Origin of the sequence: Verrucomicrobium spinosum DSM 4136 = JCM 18804 (assembly GCF_000172155.1) — a bacterium.
GTDB classification, from domain to species: Bacteria; Verrucomicrobiota; Verrucomicrobiia; order Verrucomicrobiales; family Verrucomicrobiaceae; genus Verrucomicrobium; species Verrucomicrobium spinosum.
In genome coordinates this window covers 4924541-4941874 of record NZ_ABIZ01000001.1, presented here as the reverse complement: position 1 = coordinate 4941874, position 17334 = coordinate 4924541, and the positions used below count along the sequence as shown (strand labels likewise).

The following is a 17334-nucleotide window of genomic DNA, read 5'->3' as shown; positions in this document are numbered from 1 at the left end:
CTACCCCTCCAGCGCTCCCAAGCCACCCTGTAGGATCCATTCCTTTACCGTGGGCAGTTGATCCACCGGCGGTGCCACGGGCGTGCCGAAGGGGGCTTGGTTCACGGAGTCGATCGCAATAAAGCCCTCTCTGATGTTCAGCGTTGCCAGCCCGTCGGGAAGCTGGTGGTAGAGGTCTGGGTGGGCGGCGAGGGTGGCTGCGCTGACGCCTATTCCATCCGGGTACATGGAGAGTCCGCGGAAATAGTGGTGACCGTTGCGCTCTACATGGGGGATGCCCAGCAGGGCCTGCATGGCGAGGTCCTGGGTGAGGGGTATGGGGCCGACATTGGCGAGATCTTCGCCGGAAAGGATGAAATCGCGCTCCGGGTGCGCTGCCCGAAAGGCGTGGAGGGTTGCGGCATTGGCCAGGCCTTTGAGAATGCCTTTGCAGTTCTTGTGACTGCCGCCGGAGTACCCGAGTTCCAGCGCCGTCTGGAGAGCGCCGGATTCACCGTCGCTCTCGTCAATGATGAGTCGAGGTGCCTCAGGCCAGTTGCGGAAGGCATCGAAAAGTTCTGGATTCAACGCAGAGTCGCGATGCAGAGGTTGCTCGATCCATAGCACATGCGGCATGAAATCCTTCAGACCGGGGTCGCTGTTTAGTGCCTCGAACCACTCGCGAAATGCGGTCAGATCCTGGAAGTTCTCGTTGCCGTCCAGGGTGGCGGAAAAGTCGGGAGACGCGTGTTGGCGGATGACCGATGCCACAGAGGTCAGGCGGTGGCGGTCAGCCTCCAGATTGCCACTGAGCTTGATCTTGAAATAACGCAAGCCATAAGCCCGGATGCAGTCGTCCAGGGTGTGGGGCAGACCATCGTTCACTTCTTCGCCGGACGGGATGTCAGCAGCGGTGAGGGGATCTGCGAGGCCGATGGTGTGGCGCAGGGCGAGCTGACTGGCAGGAGGATCGGCCAGGAAGGGCGGCACCGCATCGTCTGCGAGGGAAGGATGCAGTTCGCTCCAGCGGATGCCGAGGGCTGGGCCGCGCAACACTGCATGCAGTGGCTCCTGCCAGGCCTGGCAGAGGGCGTCCAGCAGCGCCCGCTCCATCAGGCTGATGCCGAGATTCCAAAGCAGAGGCGGATGATCGTGCCGGGAGGCCCAGAGTTTCTGCTCCGCGGCCAGTTGCCGGACCAGCGGGTACCAGGTGACGGGCTCCCGGCCGTGGAGGGTGGCGAGACGGACGGCGTTCTGGATGACCGCCAGCATGCCGGCCACTTCCAGCTCATTGGGAGTGCCGGGGTCTTTTGTGAACCACTTGGGCGGCAGTCCCTCGCTCGTCCGTCCGATGACGGATTGACCGTTGACCTCCAGTTCCACCGTTACGAACAGATGCGGCAGGGCGACCAGGGAGGCGATGCCGTACCGGAAGGGAAATCGGGTGCGCATGGGCAACACGCGCAGATCGATGCGATTGACTCGAAACGGGCAGGGGGCGGAAGTCATGAAGGGGCCGCAGTATGGCTGAAAATGGCGCTGTGTGCGGGAAAAACCAAAGTTCCTGGCGAATCGGATTGGGAACGTCGTATCATGGGTGAGCGACTTCTTCACGCACGCTCATCCCGCCATGCCTGAAACTCCGCCTGCCTTCCCTCCTGGTCGCGACACTCGCCACGATGCCACCATTGAGAAAGTGGTGCGCAGCGAGGGCGAGATCGAAAAGAAGATGGCCGGTAAAAAGGCCCTCCATGCTCTGCTGGAGCATGGCCGTCTGCTGCTACAAATGGTGAAGGACTATTTCTCTGGCCGCTACCGCGAGGTGCCCTACTGGGCCATTGGCGCGGCTGCTCTGGCGCTCTTCTATGTACTGACGCCGGTGGACGTGATCCCGGATTTCTTTGTTGGGATAGGGTATCTGGATGACGCCACGGTGCTGGCTTTCTGCCTGAAGCTCATCGAGACGGAACTGGACAAGTACCGGGAGTGGCGCAAGACGCACGAGGTGGATGTGAAGGTGACCAAGGGTTGACGAAGGTCTTCGCGCTGAGGGCAAAATCACGAAAGCTGGCGCAGAATTGAGACGTACATGTGTTTGTCGTGATTACGGTCGCGACGTGGTATGCTTTCAGGTGGGGTGAGTCCGCACCTGCAGGCTGCTGGCGGTACGCTTTCTGCTGCTTGCAGGAGGTGTGCCTACAGCGGCGGCAGCCACGTAGTTTCGCCCTCATAATGAAAGGTTTCCGTCGCCATCCCCGCTCTATTGCCCGTGCCGGTCTCGTGATCCTGCTCTCAGGAAGCTGTGCCGCTGTCGCCTCTGCCCAACAGCCGAGAGGCAAGGAGGAGTATGACAAGAAGGTGCTCCCGATGCTGACGGAGTATTGCTACGACTGCCACGGCGATGGCATGGACAAGGGCAACTTCGCCCTGGACAATAACACGGACTACGCCGCCATCCTGGGTGACCGGAAACTCTGGGACAGCGTGCGTGAGCATGTGACGACCCATGTGATGCCTCCGGAAAACAAGCCGATGCCGACCAACGAGGTGCGGGATCAGCTGATCAGCTGGATTGATGATCAAGTCTTCTGGGTGGATCCTGCCAAGCCCGACCCCGGCCACGTGACTCTGCGCCGCCTGAACCGCGTGGAGTACAACAACACGGTCCGCGACGTCTTTGGCGTGGATTCCCGCCCCGCCAGTTCCTTCCCTCCTGATGATACAGGATATGGGTATGACAACATCGGCGATGTGCTGAGCCTTTCGCCCTTGTTGATGGAGAAGTACATGAAGGCTGCCCGCAAGGTGGCGGACGAGGCCGTCTGGCTGAAGCCACCCGGGGTGTACAAAGAAGAGCGCTCAGGCGATGGCTTGAAGGTGACCGAAGGGCAGGGCGGCGAGCTGAACGGCGCTGTGGCTCTTTTCACCAATGGCAAGATTACCACCCGGGTAAACGTGAAGGAGGATGGCGTGTATCGCCTCATTCTCAATGTCTCTGCGACACAGAGCGGGCCGGAGAAGGCGAAGTTTGCGGTGAAGGTGGATGGCAACGACGTCCGCGAGGGCGAAGTGACGGCGGAGTATCACGCCGACAAGCCGGACGAGAACTGGCAGCGCGTCAGCCTGGATGTGCCGGTGAAGAAAGGGGACTGCAAGATCACGGTCGCGTTCCTCAATGACTTTGGCGATCCCAATGCTGCTGAAGCTCATCGGCGGGATCGGAATCTGCTGGTGCAGAATGTGTTGCTCCAGGGGCCGATCAAGTTCCGTGGCCAGTGGCAGTCCAAGTTCGTGAACTGGCTGGTGGATGGCAAGGGGCTGGCCGCGCCGCAGATGGTGCTTGAGGCAAATGCCTTCGAATCCAGCCTGCCGGTGAATGACTTCTACGATGATGGGTTGATGATGGTCACCTCCGGAAGCATGGAGCGCGAGGTCAACATCCCGTTCGAGGGCGAGTACCGCATCATGGTGGTGGCCAGTGCGGATCAGGTGGGGGGAGAGGGTGCCAAGTTTACAGTGCGTCTGGGTGATAAGGATCTGGCCACCAAGGAAGTCACGGCCAAGACCGGCGTGCAGCAGACGATCAGCTTCAAGACACCGCTGACACCTGGGCTTCGTCCGTTGCGTGTGAGCTTTATCAATGACTCCTACAGCAAGGAGACGGGCGACCGCAATCTCACGGTGCACCGGGTGATCGTGGAGGGGCCGCTGAACACCCAGCCCCTCAATCTGCTCAGTGACGAGGAGATCCCCAAATGGACCGCCAAGATGGGACTGAAGATCTTCCGTCGTCCGCTGGATCCGGTGGATCTCGAGAAGCTGGTGGGCCTGGCCAAAATGGCCTCCAAAGACGGGGCGGATCTGGAGGAGACCCTGAGTGTGGTCACAGAGGCCATGCTCTGCTCGCCCAAGTTCCTGTTCCGCGGCGGTGCCGAGCCGGAAGGCAAGGTGGAGAACGAGGCCGTGCTGGTGGATGAGTTCACGCTGGCCGCGCGCCTGTCTTATTTCCTCTGGTCCAGCGCGCCGGACGATGAGTTGCTGCGCCTCGCCTCAGCGGGTGAGTTGCGGAAGAATCTGCGCGCCCAAGTGACTCGCATGATCGGTGACTGGAAGGGCTGGGCCATGGCGGAGAACTTCGCCGGACAGTGGCTGCGTCTGCGGGATGTGGAGCTCGTGGCACCCAATCGCCGCCTGTTCCCTGAGTTCGAGGGTCGTCTGGCCTATGACATGAAGACGGAGTCGCTCATGTTCTTCGACCACATCTACCGGGGCAATCGGAGCGTCCTGGAGTTTCTGGACAGCGACTACTCGTTCATGAACGAGAGCCTCGCCAAGTTCTACGGGATCAAGGAGGACGTGAAGGGCAAGCAGTTCCGCAAGGTGTCCCTGGAAGGCACCCCTCGAGGTGGCATCCTCACCCAGGCGGGTGTGCTCACGCTGACCTCGCACCCGAACCGCACCTCTCCGGTGAAGCGCGGTCAGTTTATCTTGGAGAATATCCTAGGTACCCCACCGCCTCCGGCCCCGCAGAACGTGCCGGCGTTTGGTGAAGACCGTGGTGCCAAGGTGACAGGCACCCTGCGTCAGCGCTTCGAAGCGCACCGCTCCAACCCGGCCTGCGCGAGCTGCCATGCTTTCCTAGATCCCATGGGCTTCGCCCTGGAGAACTACGATGCCATCGGCCGCTGGCGCGATACAGACAACAAGCAGCCGATCGATGCCACGGGCAAACTGCTCACCGGCCAGGGATTCAACGGCGCGGCGGAATTGCGCAAGGTGCTGGTGGCGAACAAGAAGAACGACTTCACCCGCTGCCTCGTGGAGAACCTCTTGATTTACTCCCTCGGTCGCGGTCTGGATTACCCAGACAAGTACTTCGTGAAGCAACTCACCAAGCAGGCTGAGGAGCGCGGCTACAAGTTCCAGGACATCGTGGTGGCCGTGGTGGAAAGCGTGCCGTTTCAGAAGATGCGGGCGGGTGAGGCGGGAAAACGGTAAATCAGTGGAACATGCGGAGTGCTCGCCGGGTGCCGAAATCGGAGGATGGCGCAGAGAGGCTTCTGCGTCTGGCCACCCGCTGCGGTGGCTGGATGATGTGTTCGCGAGCCGAAGGTGCGTGCAAAGTCCCGCATGGCGTCACCCGTGGCGTTTTCCCAAGCAAAGGGGGACGGTCCGCCTCGGGGCGGTATTTGCGGGCTAATTTCAGCTCGTGGTACTACATGCTGATCCCAAAATTCTTGACCAAGGTTTTGCGATGCGCCCAGCCGCCAAAGCGATTCGGAAGATTGGCAGCGCACATCAAACATTACAACTATGAAAAGAAACATCATCAAAACCGCCAGTTGCATCGCGACGGTTTTCACTATCGCTGGATGCGCGCACACCTCAAATACAGTCGGGATTAGACAGACGATACCCAAGACCAACCTGGACCACGAGCCTCCCCGGCTGGTCAGCGCCTTCTTTGGGCTCGATGATGCGTTGCCCAAGATGGCTGCCCAGTTCTCCGCCGAGGCTCCCGGCAAGGACGGTATGCCGGTCACGTTCTCACGACGGGTGATGGATGGCCCCAGCGTCAACCCCAAGGCCTTCACCGTCAAAACTCGGTCCGGGGCGCTACGTCAGCCGATCTACGCCACGACCGCGCCGGCGTCCGCCCTGGGCAAGGGCCACACCGTGCTCCTCATCGGAGACCTTGGCAGCGCCCAGACTGATCCTCCAGTTTCCGTCGAGGTGACCGGCGACCTGCCGCTCGAATACGGAGCCAACGGGAAAGGCCTCTCGGTGCCAGTGATCCCGTTGGCCGACGGGCCGACGCTGGTGCAAGCTCTGGGATTCAAGGCGGGAGACTTTCCCTGCGATCCCCCCGCCGGTGCACGTCAGGTCGTGGTTGCGATCTGGGCGGGCGGCGTAAAACCGAAACGAGGAGCCAATGACACGGCACACCTCAGAGGTTATCGGGTCGCCACAAGCCAGGGCGAGGTCCGACCTTTCGCGCTCGGCGGTCTCCACGATAACGACAACTACGTTTTCCTCTTTCTCGCTACCGATGCTCCAGCCGAGCGAGTGACCTTCGCCCCGGACATCGTGGTCGACCCTCGCGGTGATGTGAATCCTGAGACCTCCGTGGCTGTCTCTCAATCTCGGTAGATGGGTGACAAATTCCGTCCTGGTAGCGCTAGGGCTTGGCCGCCTAACCAGGGCGCTCCAGCGAACCGCCGCCCCGCTGGGCAGCCGCGCTTGCGTTTCCGGCGGCGGTCGCTGAGCTTGATTGGTCGCCCAACTTCGCAGCACTACACTACCCCTAATCCACGAATATGAGCTGGGCCACTCCATACATCGCAAAGCTACTGGCTGGTGAGGTGGCGCAGTTCCGGCCTCGGGGTAACTCAATGACGGGGCGGATTGAGTCCGGTCAGCTCTGCACCGTCGAGCCGATGGAGCCTGAGCGCCTTGAGGTAGGGGACATCGTGCTGTGCAAGGTCAACGGACGCCAGTATCTTCACATCATCAAGGCCCGGAAGGGAGACCAGTTTCAGATCGGAAACAACTGCGGCCTCATCAATGGCTGGATCACTGCTAAGGGTATCTACGGACGCTGCACACGAGTTGAGGATTGAGTTTTCGAGCGACCCGGCATACACCGAATCGAGATGAACCAAGCATCTCAACCAACGAGGGCGTACAAAGCCCTGGTGCCAACCGCCAGGGCTGCTCTGTTGGCCATGCTCCCTGTAACTTTAACCCGCCATCCCGTCTCCACGCTCGCCCCGCCCCGGAGGTTGGCGCAGCTTAGACGTCCGGCCAACTAATCCCCAATGTTTCATAACACCGCGAACCCGAACCCCTCAAGGGCCGCCCTGAGGGCAGGAATGTCGGGCAGCGTCAGCGTCCACTTGCCCTGAGGGCGGGTCAAGCGGCCGACCTGGTGCAACACCGTGCGGCGCAGCGTCCCAAGTTCGGCAAACACCCAGCGCGCCGTGCGCTTGACCCCCAACTCCCTCTGGGGCGGGGGTTGCACCGTTTGCAACACCCGACCCAGGTTATGCGCCAGCAGCCACATCGGGTTGGCGTGCAATCGACGGCGCGGCACGTAGCCGAGTTGCACCTGGCTTTTGAGCCTCTCCAAACACCTTTTCCTGGCTGCCCCCAGCGTGTGATGGGTCAGGATGATCTTGAGGTCCACGCCGTTCCACAGGACGGAACAAGTCCAGATGTAGAGGCTCTCTATCCTGCTTTTCCACCTCCTGGCTCGCCAACACAAAGCGTCGCCGATGCCCCCAGCACTTGGGCTTCCGACGCAGCTCAAAATTGTGGCTGCCCTCGCGCCCCGGGGGCTGCCACTAGCTCTTGCGGGAGCAGAAGATCTCTTTGAGCTGGGTGAAACGCTCAAAGGGGACGCTGACAGTGTGGTACACCTGCAAACGTGTCGAGCTCCTCGGTGAGCTCTTCGCTGAAGATCGCGCTGTCCATGCGCTATCTGTCCCCTAGCCCGCATTTCTCATACGCGAGAAGCTTGAGCCGGGTGCAGCGGCGCATTAGTCTTTGATTACCAAGGCAAAAACCAAGGCATGCACCAGACTCAAGCAGCGACACAGTGTACACAGGCCAAGTTGGAGTTTCAAGCGCTGGGTGGCAGGCGTGTGGAGGCGGATTTCTCAGGAGGTTACCTCTCCAGTGAAGGGGGCAGCCTCCTGTTGCGCCAGATCGACCAGAAGCTGGGCCTGTGTGAGAAGCTGGCGGGTTGTTTCACTGACCGACGCGACCAGCGCTTCGTCGAACACGATCTGGCGGGCATGCTGCGTCAGCGTATTTTTGGTCTGGCCCTGGGCTACGAAGACCTCAATGACCACGACTGTCTGCGCCGAGATCCCCTCCTGGCTGCCGCTTGCGGGCGGGCCGATGTCTTGGGGCAGGAGCGGCATCATGCGCAGGATGCAGGCTGCCCCCTGGCGGGCAAGAGCACCCTCAACCGCATGGAGCTGGGTGCCCAGGAACACGCGCTCACCAAAAAGATCCACGCTGATGCCGACAGGATCCAAGACCTGCTTTTGCAGATGGCGGTGGCGGCCATCCCACGCAAAAGCGGGGTCATTGTCCTGGACTTTGATGCCACCGACGACCTGCTTCACGGCCACCAGGAAGGCCGCTTCTATCACGGTTACTACAAAGGCTACTGTTACCTGCCCCTTTATTGCTTTTGTGGGGATGTGCCTCTGTGGTCACAGTTGCGCACCGCCGACGGGGATGCGGCAGGCGGCACCCTGGAGGCCCTCCAGAAGATCGTGAAGGCCATCCGCGGCCGGTTTGGCAGGCAGGTGGTCATCATTGTGCGTGCCGACAGCGGGTTCTGCCGCGATGAGCTCATGAGCTGGATCGAGACCCAGCCGCAGCTGTACTATGTTTTTGGACTGGCCCGCAACGTCCGCTTGCAGGAGATGCTCGCCCCCACCTTCTGGCGGACGGCCGCGAAGCTCGATGCCGAGGCGGTGCGCCTTGCAAAAGCTGCCGGAGCCAAGGCTCCGCCCGAACTGGAAGGAACCGCACGGGAGTTTGAGGAGTTGAGCTACAGCACGCTCAAGACCTGGAGCCGGGAACGGCGTGTCATCGGCAAGGCCGAAATAACCCAGGGCAAGACCAACCCCCGTTTCATTGTCACCAACATCAGTTCCAGGGAGCCATGGGCGCAGGGGGAGGAGCAGTTTGCCACGGGCAGCGGGTTGTATGAACGCTTCTATTGCGCCCGGGGCAACATGGAGAACCGCATCAAGGAACAGCAGCTGGACCTGTTTGCCGACCGCACTTCAACTGCCTGGAAGAGCAGCAACCAGTTGCGTCTGTGGTTTTCGACTTTTGCCTATTTGCTGTTGAGCCAGATGCGTGCGGTGGCCTTGCACGGCACGCCTCTGGCTACAGCCACGGTGGGCACGATCCGGCTGAAGTTGCTCAAAATCGCGGCCCTGATCACCGTGAGCGTGAGGCGCATTTATGTGCAGCTGCCAAGTGCCTGCACTCTCAAAGAAGTCTATGGTCTGGCCCAGCGAAGACTGGCTGGATGCAGCCCCTGAGACCGGGGCCTTTTCACTCAAAGGGACATCTGCAGCCCATGCAGAGGGATGCTTATGCCTTCGCACCCTGGGCAAAGAGCATCCAGGCCTCTTGAACACGCCCTGAGAGCCTTCAGTTCCCTGGCCCGACCCATTCCGCCCACCAAGTCTCCCCCCCACAGAAGGCGCACACCCCAAAACCCGCTGATCTTGGGTTGTCAAGTCAGGGGGTATGAGAAATGCGGGCTAGTTGCAGCCGCACAGCCCGGACACATTCGCGCACGAAGTTTACCGCTCCGTTGGAGTCTTGGATGTTGCCGCCGCGATGATGCGCATCCAGCACCTGTCCGGTTTGGGCCACATGACAGAACAGCGGGTGTTAGCTGCGAGCCCCCTTCTTCTGCTTGTTGAAGCTAACCGCTGTGCCCTGGGCATGGCGTGAGGTGGACAGGACGCTGCCATCGAAATCCAGCGTCAATGTGCGCATGCCTTGCTGGGCGAGACGATCAAGGACCGGCTGAAGGTTGAGCTGACGCAGGTCCTCAACGCTGGTTTCATCGGTGCTGGCCAGCAAGCGGCTCAGCGTGGGCACACTGGGGATTCGGAGCAGGCCCAGACATTGGCGCACCAGGGGATCGTGAGCGTAGAAGTCGCGCTCACGCAAATGCCGGCACCCCAGCAGCAGATGAACCAGCCGGCAGCGAATCATCACGCCATGCGTGTAGCCCCCTGCCTTGGGAAGGTGGGCGAAGCAGCGGTTGATCCTGGACCACAGATCGAGCCGCTCGAAGAGCTTCATGAAAATGACCAGGCCGCCAAAAGCGGTGAGATGCTCGGCCGGAGCAAATTTGAGACTTGGAATGTCCTTGCGGCAGGTGTAAATGGAGCGGCTGTAAACTTTCACTAATGGTGGTCTTTTTATTTGGGTTTTTGCGACGTGTGGTAACAACGCTTTATCCCGGGAAAAAGGGCGCCGCCAGTGCTTCAGTTCAGCTTTTGAGTGCGGACTTTATGAAACTGGGGAGTAAACCAACCTCGAAGCTAATGTCCGACCCGAACAAATCTCTACGACACCAATGAACACAAAACTCGTTATCTTATGCCTTGTGATGATTTCCACTTTGAGAGCTTTCTCTCAAGAGCCGAAGTGGGAATACCGCGTTACCCAATTGGCTACGCTGGGGAGCGTTTTGAACGAAGATCAGCTCAAGACCTGGGCAAAGACACACCGACCGAAAGTGTATGAGGCTGTCGAGTCCCGTTCGAAGGGCAATGGGGACACCAAGAAAGTATCATCGGAATCGATACTTGATGCAGTTGATGCCGCTGGCGATGTGGAGTCACTGCTTGTTGAATACTACCTGAACAGCATGGCGGAACAGGGCTGGGAGCTCTCGCAGGCCACCGACAAGATGCTTTATCTCCGGAGGCATCCGCAGCCAGGGAAATGAACCTACTCCGCACAGCAGAGGGCGAACAAAAGGGATGCAGGCAACGGCTCGGAGGCTATCTGTCGTGTCATCGACGTCTTGCGCTCGCTGTCGCTTAATCCTCAGTTCGCCCAATTTCGAGAGCTATTCGAGATGCCATCAGACCCAAAGTCAGTTCCGGGAGCGTTCCAGTATGGCGGTTACTGGTTTCTGACGGATTGCTCACTGGAGGAGGTCCCACGAGCGGCATCTTGCCCACCTTTGGATTTTATCGAGATCGCTCGTTCTGATTCTCGCCTTCCCAACCTGTCAGGGGCACCTGTGGCATCATGGCTGCTTGCCAGAGTTTGTTCCATGACGCGTGGCCGGATGCCCAGGGCTTACGCATCTAGTTTTTACAAAGCACGTGGAAATTAGTTAAGATGTGTGAATGAAGTGGGGCATGTCTTCCGCCTCTGCATCTCCTGACAGCAACCTTCGTGAAGTTTTTCAGAGCATTGATGACTGGAGGGTGCAGCGTACCCAGCGACATGATCTGGCCGACATCCTGGTGATTGCCACCTGCGCCATGCTGTGCGGTCAGGGGCATTACACCCATATGGAAGCCTTCGGCAATCTGAAGCGCACTTGGTTGGAGAGCTTTCTTGCCCTGCCCAACGGCATTCCCAGTCACGACACGTTCCGTAAAGTCTTCAGCCTGCTTGATCCCAAGCGCTTCATGGAAGCCTTCAGTCTCTGGACCCAAGGTGTATTGCGCCAACTCTCCAGCGAGGGGCTTGAGAGCGGTCTCAAAGGGGTGATCGCCATTGATGGAAAGGCACTGCGCGGGGCCGTCGACAAAGGGCAGGCACCTGCGGTCATCGTGGGGGCTTGGGCCAGTGAATTGAGCCTGTGCCTTGGACAGGTCAAGGTTGCTGACAAGAGCAATGAGATTGGCGCGATGCCGGAGTTGTTGGAAATGCTGGCGTTGAAAGGCTGCATCGTGACCATCGACGCCATGGGCTGCCAGAGGGAGGTGGCCAGGAAAATCATCCAGCAAAAGGGGGACTACATCCTGGCCCTCAAAAGCAACCAGGAAAGCCTCCATCAACAGGTCAGCCACTATTTGGACACGGGGGAGGACCTGGCCAGGGCAGAAGGCAACTTTCATCAAGAGGAAAGCGATGGGCACGGCCGGCATGAAGTGCGTCGCTGTTGGGTGAGTGAGGAAGTGGAATGCTGGCTGCAGGGGGCAGAAAAGTGGGCGGGACTGCGCAGCGTGGCTGCGGTGGAATGCGAGCGCACCGTGGCGGGTCAGACCACGGTGCAAAGGCGTTACTTCATCAGCAGTTTGAAAGCCGATGCCGCGCTCATTGCAGCCTCAGTACGCGCTCACTGGGGGATTGAAAACTCGCTGCACTGGGTTCTAGATGTGACCTTTGGCGAAGATGAGAGCCGGTCTAGAAGCGGTTACAGTGCGGAGAATCTGGCCACCCTTCGACGCCTGACTCATGCAATGATCAAGCGAGAGAACCCAAACTCCAAAAAATCGGTCAACCAACGCAGATTCGAAGCCGGACTCAGTACAGACTATCTCCAAACCTTGCTTGGAGTAAATTTAGATGCGTAAGCCCTGTTTGGACGACTGATGTCAGCGAAGTGCGAAGCAAAGTAGTCAGAGTCCCGCATGCGGGACTGTTCAGTCGCGTGGCCCCGCGTTGGGAAGGCAGGCTAAAGCCTGCCACTACATTTTGCTGAGCCACGCTGCTTGTGCAAATAACGGCTACTTCTTGCTCTCGATGTACTCCTGCACTTTCACGGGGACATCTGTGCAGATGGCATCGACGCCCAGGCCGAGGCCGAGGAAATAGTCATTGAGGTCACGGCCGGGCCAGCCGGTGACGATGAAACCTTGTTTTTGCGCTTCTTTCACGGCGAGACGGGTGGTGCCTTCCATCTTGGCTGCGATTCGCTTGGAGCCGATGGCTTTGGCGGATTCCATCAGTTCAGGGGTGAGGGGGCCGCCTTTGATCAACATGATGTCGGCCTTGGGATCGATCTTCTTCAGAGCGATGAGGGGGCGCTGATCGAAGGAGGTGAAGACGTAGCTGGAGCCTGCTGGGACGTGAGCGGTGACCTTGCGATAGACCTTGGCCGCATAGTCATCGATGACCGCATCTGGATACAGCGTCTTGTTGCTGGTCTTCATCTCAAATTCCACGTACATGCCCGGCTTGTCCTTGAGATAGTCGAGGAGCGTGTCCAGAAAGAGCAGGGGTTCGTTCTGCTTTTTGGAAGTGATCTTGGCAGCGGCGTCGGCGTTCAACTGCTCGACTGGGCCGGTGCCGTTGTGGGTGCGGTCCAGGGAGTCATCGTGCAGAATCACGAGTGCGCCGTCCTTGGTCATGCGGACGTCCAGCTCAAAGCCGCGCAGGCCTTTTTCGTAGCTGCTTTTGAAGGCAAAGAGGGTGTTTTCCTCAAACTCGTGCGCGCCGCCACGGTGGGCGAAATGGAAGGGCTTCTTCTCCTGGGCAATAGCGTTGGAATGCAGGCCGAAAGCCATGCAGGCACCGGCGATGAGGACAGCGTGATAAGATAACTTCATAATGAAGGAAACGCTGCCAACCGAGATTTCCTTATCGAGTTGGCTTTCATTTGCAGGCGGGAATGCCTGCCAAGGAACCTCGGGGTATGACTTGGATGTGTTGATGGCGGTGGGGGAGGAAGCAGATGCTATCGGCCTTCCCACCTGATCATCCTCTGCGGATGTACCCAGGGTTGACTCGTCCCGCTTTGCGGGACTCGTCCAACCGCTGGGCTGTGTTACAGATCCCATACTGGGATCAACTTCGGCCTGAGGCGGGCGCCTCAAGGTGGTTCCTTGGCTGCCACCCCAATCGCACGCGGTTGCTTTGTTCTCCTCAGGAGGGCAGAAGGCTCGGCCTCATCAAGCGAGCCCATGACGAGCATCCCTGAATGACGCCAGGCTTTCAGCCCTCAACATCTAAAACTAACGCCAACCTTGGGCGTTGCCCAAGGCTGGAAATAACCCCGGGCTTTCAGCCCTCAGTACGTCGCACAAGGGTGCCTTTCAATGGCCCTTGTTTCTGCCTATTTCTCCGGAAGGCCCTCCAACACTTTTTGTTCTTCGGCCTCTTCCTTCTCCTTCTTCCGGACACCGAGGCCGAGGAAGTAGATGATGATGGCTGAGAGCAGCATGGAGCAGCTGATGAAGTAGAGGCCACCGACAAACGAGCCAGTGACGGTCTTCACCTTGCCCATGATATAGGGGCCCAGGGCACCACCCAGGTTTCCGAAGGAGTTGATGAGTCCAATGCTGCCGGCCGCCGCGGCTTGCGTGAGGAAGGTGCTGGGCAGGGACCAGAAGGCGGGCATGTAGGTCTTGAACCCGGCGAAGCCGATCATGAAACAAGCCACGGTGAGTGGCAGGTTTCCCTGGGTCATGGGAGCGCAGGCGAGGGCGGTGGCACCCACCACGATGGGCAGGCACGCATGAAGACGGCGTTCCTGGAAGTGGTCAGAACTCCAGCCGCCCACCAACTGGCCGACGAGCGCGAGCGCAGGGGGCAGGATGATGAGCCAGGTGAGCGTGTTGAGATTCATGTGGTACCAGTCGTTTAGCACGCTGGGCATGAAGAACTCGATGCTGTAACTGCAGGTGACGATGCTGAAGTAGGCCCATGCCATCAGCAGTACTTTGGGGTGGCGGAGGGCCTCGCTTACCTTCATGCGCTTTCCGCGGGATCTCACGGCCCGTTCGCGCTCCAACTCGCTCTCCAGAGCTTCTTTCTCTTCATCGGTCAGCCAGGAGGCCTGACGAGGCCGGTCCTTCATGATGAAGAACACGATCAGGCCCATCATGACTGCGGGGATGCCCCAAAAGACGTACACCCACTGCCAACCTGTCATTCCCAAAACAAGGGGATGGGTGATGGTTTGCCCGTTGACGACTTCGGTGGTGCCAATCTTGAGGAGGAGGTACGAGATCTTGGGGCTGACCATCTGGGCGAATGGGGTGGCCACGAGGAACATGGCCAGCGCCTTGGAGCGATCCCGATCCGTGAACCAGTGGGTGAGGTAAACGATCACCCCCGGGAAGAAGCCTGCTTCCGCAAGGCCCAGCAGGAACCGGACGGTGTAGAACTGAACTGGCGTGTGCACGGCGGCGGTGAGTGCGGCCATAATGCCCCAGGTAACCATGATGCGGCTGATCCAGCGCCGAGCCCCCCACTTCTCCACGATGAGGGAGCCGGGGATTTCCAGAAGGAAGTACCCGATGAAGAAGATGCCTGCGCCAAAGCCAATGACCGCATCCGTGAAGCCCACGAGGTCCTTGGTCATGGTGAGCTTGGCCACGGCCACGTTTTGCCGGTCCACGTAGGCGATCATGTAGCTGATGAAAAGCAGCGGAATGATCCGGTAAAAAGCCTTCTTGCGAGCGCGGTCGAGCGCCGAGGGCGGGGAAGGGGAGGCAGACGTGACGGAGGACATGAGCTGGACCAAACGGGGGGAAAGCGGCGATGCTATCGGGAGGAATCCAGATGGGAAGCACAAAGTTCCGGCGAAGCCGGAGACGAAAGACGGGAAGACGAAAGACAGAAGACTCTGATGTCGGGGGCCGTCTCGGGTGAAGGACGTGGGGGCGTTGACTACGGCAGGGAGGAAGGGGATGGTATTGGCCTCCACACCTGAGGTTCGCTCGGGTGCGGTCCCCAAGGTTGACTCGTCCCACCTTGCGGGACTCGTCCAACCTTGGGCTGTGGTAGAAATCCCGTTCGGGGATTGGCATCGGGTGGCACCGGCTTCCAGCGTCCCGCCGGATGATCATGCGCGAGCAAATGTGCGGATGAGCAGGGGGGGAATGTAGAAGAGCCGTCCCGGCTCTTGGGAGGTCTGTGGTGGGCAGATGCCGGTGGATGGACGTGGGGATGTTGAAGGCGGTGAGGAGGAAGAGGATGGGGGCGGCTTCCACACCTGAGTTGCTGGGCTCTGATGTACCCAGGGTGGCGGCTCGTGCCTCGCCTGACCCTGGGCTGTTTTGTGTGACGCCATTGGCGTCAGAACGGCCAGCGTGAAAGGGGGGGGCCGAAGTTTTTAACGGGACTTCTCCAGCTCGCGTCCCAGATCGTGTCCTCCAATAAAATAGCCGGATGCCCCCCTCACAAGGGCATCCGGCTTGCTTTTGCTTTTCTCACCTAACTACACACTGACATACTCTAATGGCCCAACATCCACGGGCGTGACCCACTTTTTTGAGTTTGCATGACGCCAAGGCGGGTTTTTTTCTTCCGGTCGGGCCGGATCTTGGTTCCGCCTGGGGTGCCGCACCCGCAGCGGGAGCTGCACTGGTGGGCGTTGCTGACCCGGGGTTCGTGCCGGCTGCGCTCGTTGACGGAATGGGCGCGACGCTTGGCGGGGTTCATCAGGGCGAGGTTGGGCGCACTGATGAAACGCTGGGCGGCGCCCTGGCAACAGGGGCAGCTGGCGGCGTGATTGCGTTCCTCGACCGTGCGGAAGAGGACGAAGTCGCCGCACTCCTGGCAGGTGTAGTCGTAAACGGGCATGGTAGATGGAGGGTGAGAGGTGACTAGGGGGATTGTGACGAGGGACGGGGACTAGACGACGGAGGCGAGGTCCACGCCCGGGGGCACCTTGATGGAGGGGCCGTCCGCATTCGGTCGGATGTCGAAGTCGAAGATCTCCGTGGGCAGCCAGAGGGTGGCGCAGGCGTTCGGGATATCCACGATGCCGCTGATGCGGCCTTCGACAGGGGCGGTGCCGAGGATGGCGTAGGCCTGCTCGCCGGTGTAGCCGAACTTCTTCATGTACTCGATGGCGTTGAGGCAGGCCATGCGGTAGGCGACATGCGGATCGAGGTAATGCTGCTGGCCTTTCTCGTCCACGGAGATGCCTTCGAAGATGAGGTGGCGCTTGTACTCGGGGGAGAGCGGGCTGGGTTCAAAGATGGGGTTCACCACGCCGTACTTGGCCACGCCGCCCTTGATGAGGCTGACGCGGAGGTCAAGGTAGCCCGCCATTTCAATGGCGCCGCAGAAGGTGATTTCCCCATCCCCCTGGCTGAAGTGGATGTCTCCCATGGAGAGGCCGCCGTCCTTCACATAGACTGGGAAATAGACTTTGGAGCCCTTGGTGAGGTTCTTGATGTCACAGTTGCCGCCGTGTTCGCGCGGCGGCACGGTGCGGGCACCTTCGGCGGCGGCGGCGGCGGCCTCACTGCCCTTGAGCTTGCCCATGTGGGCGGTAGGGGCGTAGGGCAGGGTGGCGAGAGCGGGCACGCGATCAGGCTCGGTGTCGTAGAGCTCCTTCTCGCGCGAGTTCCAGGTGTCGAGCAGCTCCTTGGAAGGAAGGCAGCCAATGAGACCTGGGTGCATGATGCCGGCGAATTCCACACCTGGGATGTGGCGGGAGGTGGTGTAGATGCCGTGGAAGTCCCAGCAGGCTTTGCGGGCATCCGGGTAGTGGTCAACGAGGAAACCACCGCCGTTGGTCTTGGCGAAGATGCCGGTGAAACCCCAGGCGGACTCTGGAAGGACGCCCACGTCCAGAATATCCACCACAAGGAGATCGCCCGGCTCCGCGCCTTCCACCCCGATCGGGCCGCTCAGGTAATGCACCTTGGAGAGGTCAACGTCTTGAATGTCATTGGCCTTGTCGTCATTGACGATCTGACCGCCGGTCCAGTCGATGCACTCGACGCGGAACTCGTCACCGGGTTTGACATAGGCGACCATCGGGAGATCCGGGTGCCAGCGGTTGTGAAGGTAGTCTTGTGATTCAGGCGTGGCGTTGAGGTCAACTTTGATCAGTGTTTTCATGACGTATGCTTGGGCGTAGTTACTTGTCTGTTTTGGGGGGAT

At 59.9% G+C, this 17334-nt stretch carries 14 protein-coding genes; 7 read left to right on the top strand and 7 right to left on the bottom strand.

What is annotated here, in order from left to right; genetic code table 11:
• A complete protein-coding gene (locus tag VSP_RS36405; RefSeq protein WP_009962908.1) occupies positions 1-1488 on the bottom strand; it encodes an enolase-like domain-containing protein in 1488 nt (495 codons plus the stop codon).
• Between the two features lie 121 nt (positions 1489-1609).
• Between VSP_RS36405 and VSP_RS36400 the strand changes: the two genes are divergently transcribed.
• The 4 genes from VSP_RS36400 (at position 1610) to VSP_RS19935 (ending at position 6599) form a co-directional block, all read left to right on the top strand.
• On the top strand, positions 1610-2011 hold the full coding sequence (locus VSP_RS36400; protein WP_009962907.1) for a YkvA family protein: 402 nt from the start codon (positions 1610-1612) through the stop codon (positions 2009-2011).
• Between the two features lie 200 nt (positions 2012-2211).
• The gene (locus VSP_RS39720; protein ID WP_009962906.1) at positions 2212-4977 is read left to right on the top strand and encodes a DUF1592 domain-containing protein; all 2766 of its coding nucleotides are present in this window, start codon (positions 2212-2214) and stop codon (positions 4975-4977) included.
• A 315-nt stretch (positions 4978-5292) separates the two neighbouring features.
• On the top strand, positions 5293-6129 hold the full coding sequence (locus VSP_RS19940) for a hypothetical protein (RefSeq protein ID WP_009962904.1): 837 nt from the start codon (positions 5293-5295) through the stop codon (positions 6127-6129).
• A 167-nt stretch (positions 6130-6296) separates the two neighbouring features.
• Positions 6297-6599, top strand: coding sequence for a S24 family peptidase (locus VSP_RS19935; protein WP_009962903.1), 303 nt, complete (start codon positions 6297-6299; stop codon positions 6597-6599).
• Between the two features lie 203 nt (positions 6600-6802).
• Here the strand turns inward: VSP_RS19935 and VSP_RS19930 are convergent, their stop codons facing one another.
• Positions 6803-7165: a hypothetical protein gene (locus tag VSP_RS19930; RefSeq protein WP_009962901.1), complete on the bottom strand. Its 363-nt coding sequence runs from the start codon at positions 7163-7165 to the stop codon at positions 6803-6805.
• 385 nt (positions 7166-7550) lie between these two features.
• Between VSP_RS19930 and VSP_RS19920 the strand changes: the two genes are divergently transcribed.
• On the top strand, positions 7551-9047 hold the full coding sequence (locus tag VSP_RS19920) for an IS1380-like element ISVsp19 family transposase (RefSeq protein WP_009961251.1): 1497 nt from the start codon (positions 7551-7553) through the stop codon (positions 9045-9047).
• A gap of 358 nt (positions 9048-9405) precedes the next feature.
• On the opposite strand, the gene VSP_RS19915 is transcribed toward VSP_RS19920, so the two are convergent.
• The gene (locus tag VSP_RS19915; RefSeq protein WP_009962900.1) at positions 9406-9930 is read right to left on the bottom strand and encodes a transposase; all 525 of its coding nucleotides are present in this window, start codon (positions 9928-9930) and stop codon (positions 9406-9408) included.
• A gap of 172 nt (positions 9931-10102) precedes the next feature.
• Between VSP_RS19915 and VSP_RS19910 the strand changes: the two genes are divergently transcribed.
• Both VSP_RS19910 and VSP_RS19905 read left to right on the top strand, forming a co-directional pair.
• Positions 10103-10477: a hypothetical protein gene (locus tag VSP_RS19910; protein WP_009962899.1), complete on the top strand. Its 375-nt coding sequence runs from the start codon at positions 10103-10105 to the stop codon at positions 10475-10477.
• A 409-nt stretch (positions 10478-10886) separates the two neighbouring features.
• Entirely contained in the window at positions 10887-12065 is a 1179-nt protein-coding gene (locus VSP_RS19905; protein WP_009959057.1) for an ISAs1-like element ISVsp18 family transposase, read from the top strand.
• Between the two features lie 153 nt (positions 12066-12218).
• Here the strand turns inward: VSP_RS19905 and VSP_RS19900 are convergent, their stop codons facing one another.
• The 4 genes from VSP_RS19900 to fmdA all read right to left on the bottom strand — a co-directional run bounded on the left by VSP_RS19900 (position 12219) and on the right by fmdA (position 17292).
• On the bottom strand, positions 12219-13040 hold the full coding sequence (locus VSP_RS19900) for a glycerophosphodiester phosphodiesterase (RefSeq protein ID WP_009962898.1): 822 nt from the start codon (positions 13038-13040) through the stop codon (positions 12219-12221).
• A 506-nt stretch (positions 13041-13546) separates the two neighbouring features.
• Positions 13547-14947, bottom strand: coding sequence for an MFS transporter (locus VSP_RS19895; protein WP_009962896.1), 1401 nt, complete (start codon positions 14945-14947; stop codon positions 13547-13549).
• Between the two features lie 725 nt (positions 14948-15672).
• Entirely contained in the window at positions 15673-16020 is a 348-nt protein-coding gene (locus tag VSP_RS36385) for an FmdB family zinc ribbon protein (RefSeq protein WP_009962895.1), read from the bottom strand.
• A 51-nt stretch (positions 16021-16071) separates the two neighbouring features.
• On the bottom strand, positions 16072-17292 hold the full coding sequence (fmdA, locus tag VSP_RS19885) for a formamidase (RefSeq protein WP_009962894.1): 1221 nt from the start codon (positions 17290-17292) through the stop codon (positions 16072-16074).
• Between the last annotated feature and the right edge of the window lie 42 nt (positions 17293-17334).